Here is a 4,948-nt window from a genome sequence, read left to right as displayed (position 1 = left end):
CGGAGCGCAGGGCTTTCTACGATGCGGCACTCGACGGCACCATCAACATGACCATGACGGCGGTGCAAATCGCCACGCGGAAACAGAAAGCGCATGCGCAGAAGCGGATGCAGGGGTGGATTGACGATTTCAATGCGCTGGCGGCGGGGAAACGATAGCGGCGCGTGCTATAGTCGCGCCGCGTAAATTCACACCCCATCCAATGCAAAAGAAACAATCAAAGCCCGCCAAAGTCCCCGTCCACCGCGCGCCGCCGCCACAGCAGGTCCGCATCATCGGCGGCGACTGGAAACGCACCCCGCTGCCGGTGCTGGACGCGCTCGGCCTGCGTCCCACCCCGGACCGGGTGAGGGAAACGGTGTTCAACTGGATTAACCACCTGCGCGGCGGCGATTGGAGCAACGCCCAGGTGCTGGACCTGTTCGCCGGCAGCGGCGCGCTCGGCTTCGAGGCGGCCAGCCGCGGCGCCAATTCGGTGCTGATGCTCGACAGCCACACGCCGGTGGTGCGCCAACTCGAAGTGGTCAAGGACAAGCTCAAGGCCGGGGCGGTCACCATCCTGCGCGGCGACGCCTTCGCCACAGCGCAGGGCATGGCCCAGCGCGGCCAGCGCTTCGACCTGATTTTCCTCGATCCGCCCTATAAACAGGACTTCCTGGCCAAGGCTTTGCCGCTGTGCGTCAATTTGCTGAACGAGGGCGGCCTGGTCTACGCTGAAGCGGACGCGCCGCTGCCTTTCGCGCCCCAGGACGGCGAAATGCCGGCCTGGCTGGCGCCGTGGGAGCCGGTACGCGCTGACAAAGCGGGCATCGTGTTCTATCATCTGCTCAAACTGCACGAAAAACCGGCGTAAACACGGCAGGCCGGCAGGAATCCGGCCCTTCCAGGCCCCAACCGGGGGCGGTGCACGGATTTCAGGCATAATGCGCGTTTATATTGGTGCATCGCAAGGGAGCCCGCAATGGTTGTAGCCGTCTATCCTGGAACGTTTGATCCGCTCACCCGCGGTCATGAAGATTTGGTGCGCCGCGCATCGGGTCTGTTCGACGGCTTGATCGTCGGCGTGGCCGACAGCAAGAACAAAAAGCCGTTCTTCTCGCTCGAAGAGCGCCTTGAAATCGCCAATGAAGTGCTGGGCCACTACCCGAACGTGCGGGTCGAGAGTTTCTCCGGCCTGCTGAAGGATTTCGTGCGCAAGCATGACGCCCGCGTCATCGTGCGCGGCCTGCGCGCCGTGTCCGACTTCGAATACGAGTTCCAGATGGCGGGCATGAACCGCTACCTGCTGCCCGACGTCGAAACCATGTTCCTCACCCCGTCCGACCAGTACCAGTTCATCTCGGGCACCATCGTGCGCGAAATCGCGATGCTGGGCGGCGATGTGTCGAAGTTCGTTTTCCCTTCGGTCGACCGCTGGCTGCAGAAAAAAATCGCAGCGATGACGCCGCCCACCGCATAAAGCAAGACCAGCACCATGGCTTTACTGATTACCGACGATTGCATCAACTGCGACGTCTGCGAACCCGAATGCCCGAACGAGGCCATCTCGATGGGCGCGGAATACTACGTCATCGATCCGAACAAATGCACCGAATGCGTCGGCCATTTCGATGAGCCGCAATGCCAGCAGGTGTGCCCGGTGGCGTGCATTCCGTTCAACCCGGAATGGCGCGAGTCGCGCGATGAACTGCTGGCCAAGTACGAGCGCCTGACCGCCGACAAGACCGCCTGATCCGCACGCGGTCAGCTGGCTTCGTGCCACTTGCCGGTTTTTTCGTCCTTCTGATACTTCTTCTTTACCGCTGTCCACGCCACCTTGTGGGCGGTTTCCTCGCGCCCGTTGGCACCGCGCTCCTTGTAGTCGTCATAGGCGCTATTGAACGCCTCCTTTCCGCTTCCTCCTTGTCGCACACGCCTGCCCAAATGCGACCCGCACGCGTCGCACAGCAAGCACGGCCAAAATGCGGCCATGCAGCATGAAAATAGCCCCGGGGGAATAATTTCAAGGCATGAATGGATGGTATATTCATTATCAATAAATTAGCACGCCCATACTTTTAATTAGAGGCCTACGAAAATGAGAATACGAGACATGGGGATTGGCCGGCGCCTGGCCATTGGATTTGGTGTCGTCATCACGCTGCTGGTCATGCTGGCCGGCTTGTCGTATATGCGGATTTCAAGCCTGAACAAGGAAGTGGCGGCGATGGTCGACCAGCGCTATCCGAAGACAGTGGCGGCAAACACCATCAAGGCCGATGTCAGCGAAGCAACGCGCAGCATGCTGAACGTGCTGATCATGGCGGACGCGGCGCAAATCAAGAAGGAACTGGCCAATATCGAGGCCCGCAGCGCCAGCGCCGGCGCCGCACTCGCCGAATTGAACAAGACCACCAGCGACGTCCAGGGCATGGCAATCCTGGCCGAGATCGGCGCCATCCGTGCCAGGTTCATTCCCGCGCAGGACGCCTTCGTCAAGCTCGTCAACGACGACATGAAGGACGATGCGATGGTCAAGTTCATGTTCTCGCTGCGCCCGCAGCAGGCCAAGTACTTTGCCCAGCTCGACCAGTTCATCACCTACCAGAACGGCGTCATGGCCAAGGCCGGCGCGGAAGCGGCCGCCGTCAGCAGCCGCACCCAGTTGCTGATCCTGGTGCTGGCCGCCGCCGCAGTAGGCATTTCGCTCGGCATCGCCTACCTCACCACCCGCAGCATCACCTTGCCGCTGGGCTATGCGGTCAAGGTGGCGCGCCGCGTTGCCGACGGCGATCTCACCAGCGTCATCGAAGTCCGCAGCCGTGACGAGATGGGCCAGATGTTCGAAGCCCTGCAGCACATGAACCACAGCCTCACCAAAATCGTTGCCGACGTGCGCGCCGGTACCGAATCGATATCCTCGGCGTCGAGCGAGATCGCCAGCGGCAACCTCGACCTGTCGTCGCGTACCGAGCAGCAGGCCGCGTCGCTGGGCAACACCTCCGGCTCGATCCGCGAGCTGAGCGAAACGGTCCAGCAGAACGCCGACAACGCGCGCCAGGCCAACCAGCTTGCGGCGCAGGCGTCGGAAGTGGCTGTGCGCGGCGGCTCGGTAGTGTCGCGCGTGGTAGACACGATGGGCTCGATCACCGCGTCGTCGAAAAAGATTGTGGATATCATCGCGGTGATCGACGGCATTGCCTTCCAAACAAATATCCTGGCCCTGAACGCGGCCGTCGAGGCGGCACGCGCGGGCGAGCAGGGGCGCGGCTTCGCCGTGGTTGCCGCCGAGGTGCGCAATCTGGCCCAGAGGTCGGCAGCCGCCGCCAAGGAAATCAAGAACCTGATCGGCGACTCGGTCGACAAGGTGCAGGAAGGCAGCTCGCTGGTCGAGCAGGCCGGCGCGACGATGCACGAGGTGGTGGAAAGCGTGCGCCGCGTTACCGACATCATGGCCGAGATCACCGCGGCCAGCCAGGAGCAGAGCGCGGGCATTGCCGACGTCAAGCATACAATCCTCGAAATGGACGAAACTACCCAGCAAAACGCGGCGCTGGTGGAAGAGGCCGCCGCGGCAGCTGCTTCGATGCAGGACCAGGCCGCCAACCTGGCGCGCGTGGTCAGCGTGTTCAAGCTCGAGGCCGGCGCCGAGCGCGATGCCGTTGCAGCGCCCGTGTCTACCGCAAGGCGTCCGCCTGCGTTAAGGAAACAGATTGCCGTCTCGCGGAAAGCGAAACGGGAAGCAAGGCAGGAACCCGAACTGGCTTCGGAAGAATGCTGAACCAGGCCGACACTACTTTATCCACTGGAGACACCATGATCGCAATGAAAAAAATCGGTTTCAAGGGCCTGATGGCCGGCATGGCACTGGCCTGTTCCTTCGCGCTGCCGGCAGTGGCAGCCGAGGTCAGCGGCGTGAAGTTCGCGGACACCACGACGATCGCGACCAAGGAACTGAAGCTGAACGGCCTGGGCATGCGCACCAAATTCGGCATGGTCAAGGTGTACGCCGCCGGCCTCTACCTGCCGGAAAAGAAATCCACCACGGCCGACATCATGAAGCTCGAGGGTCCGCGCCGCGTGACACTGGTGATGATGCGCGAAATTAGCTCGGAAGATTTCGGCCAGGCCTTCATGAGCGGCCTGAACGTCAACCTCGACAAGACCGAAAAATCGAAAATCGTCAGCCAGATCGCCAAGTTCGGCGAAATGTTCGCCACCATCGAGCGGCTGAAGAAGGGCGACGTGCTGCACCTGGACTGGATCCCGGGCGCGGGCACGCAAACTGAGTTGAACGGCAAGAGAATCGGCGAAACCTTGCCCGACCTGGCCTTCTACAACGCTGTGCTGCGCATCTGGATCGGCGACAAACCAGCGGACAGCTCGCTCAAGCCTGCACTGCTGGGTGCGCAAAGCTGAAGACGGCGACCGGAATAAAAAAACGCGGCGCCGGAATCCGGTGGCCGCGTTTTTTCGGTCTGGCTGGCTTAAGTGCGGGATGCCATCGCGCGCAGTTCGGCGGCATGGCTGGGGCCATGCGAGGCGTTGATCATGCGCTGCACCATACGGCCATCGCGCAGAATGCGGCGCGCGTCGCGCTGTTCCTTGGTCAGGCGCGGGCGCACCACCAGGACCATCGCCTTCAGGATACCGACCAGCAGCGGCTTGAAGAACATGAGCAGTCCGCCAATGGCGGCAAGACCCAGCGCGGCGCGGACCAGTGGAAACACGGGCACGCCGGCAGCAGTTTGAAGAAGTGTGGCAGATGTAGACAAGATATTTCCATAACCCAAGAACGTTATACAAACTATAGTGCAACGCAACATATAAATCCAATTTCAAATTCCGATACCGATCATTCGAATCATGAATGTAATGCGGTACTATTCAACTTCACCTATTTCCGGTTTTCCCATGAGCTTCCTGACGCTTGACCTGAACTTGCTGCGTGTCTTCGACGCGGTGATGA

At 61.2% G+C, this 4,948-nt stretch carries 7 protein-coding genes; 5 read left to right on the top strand and 2 right to left on the bottom strand.

What is annotated here, in order from left to right; translation table 11 throughout:
• Positions 1-202 precede the first annotated feature (202 nt).
• The 3 genes from rsmD (at position 203) to D3872_RS17670 (ending at position 1,732) form a co-directional block, all read left to right on the top strand.
• The gene (gene rsmD / locus D3872_RS17680; protein WP_119812046.1) at positions 203-853 is read left to right on the top strand and encodes a 16S rRNA (guanine(966)-N(2))-methyltransferase RsmD; all 651 of its coding nucleotides are present in this window, start codon (positions 203-205) and stop codon (positions 851-853) included.
• A 108-nt stretch (positions 854-961) separates the two neighbouring features.
• Complete coding sequence (gene coaD / locus D3872_RS17675; RefSeq protein ID WP_119812045.1) at positions 962-1,459, top strand: pantetheine-phosphate adenylyltransferase; 498 nt, start codon at positions 962-964, stop codon at positions 1,457-1,459.
• A gap of 15 nt (positions 1,460-1,474) precedes the next feature.
• Positions 1,475-1,732 carry a YfhL family 4Fe-4S dicluster ferredoxin gene (locus D3872_RS17670; protein WP_119812044.1) on the top strand — a complete coding sequence of 86 codons (258 nt, stop codon included), beginning with the start codon at positions 1,475-1,477 and terminating at the stop codon, positions 1,730-1,732.
• Positions 1,733-1,743: 11 nt separating this feature from the next.
• Here D3872_RS17670 and D3872_RS17665 read toward each other — a convergent pair whose 3' ends face one another.
• A complete protein-coding gene (locus D3872_RS17665) occupies positions 1,744-1,911 on the bottom strand; it encodes a ChaB family protein (RefSeq protein WP_229459389.1) in 168 nt (55 codons plus the stop codon).
• A gap of 166 nt (positions 1,912-2,077) precedes the next feature.
• Between D3872_RS17665 and D3872_RS27115 the strand changes: the two genes are divergently transcribed.
• A complete protein-coding gene (locus tag D3872_RS27115; RefSeq protein WP_119812042.1) occupies positions 2,078-3,760 on the top strand; it encodes a methyl-accepting chemotaxis protein in 1,683 nt (560 codons plus the stop codon).
• A gap of 35 nt (positions 3,761-3,795) precedes the next feature.
• A complete protein-coding gene (locus D3872_RS17655) occupies positions 3,796-4,398 on the top strand; it encodes a chalcone isomerase family protein (RefSeq protein WP_229459388.1) in 603 nt (200 codons plus the stop codon).
• A gap of 68 nt (positions 4,399-4,466) precedes the next feature.
• Here the strand turns inward: D3872_RS17655 and D3872_RS17650 are convergent, their stop codons facing one another.
• On the bottom strand, positions 4,467-4,709 hold the full coding sequence (locus D3872_RS17650) for a hypothetical protein (protein ID WP_182915846.1): 243 nt from the start codon (positions 4,707-4,709) through the stop codon (positions 4,467-4,469).
• Between the last annotated feature and the right edge of the window lie 239 nt (positions 4,710-4,948).

This window comes from Massilia cavernae, from assembly GCF_003590855.1.
Classification (GTDB): Bacteria; Pseudomonadota; Gammaproteobacteria; order Burkholderiales; family Burkholderiaceae_D; genus Telluria_A; species Telluria_A cavernae.
Note: the sequence above shows the minus strand (reverse complement) of the source record. Positions and strands in the feature narration are given on the sequence as shown.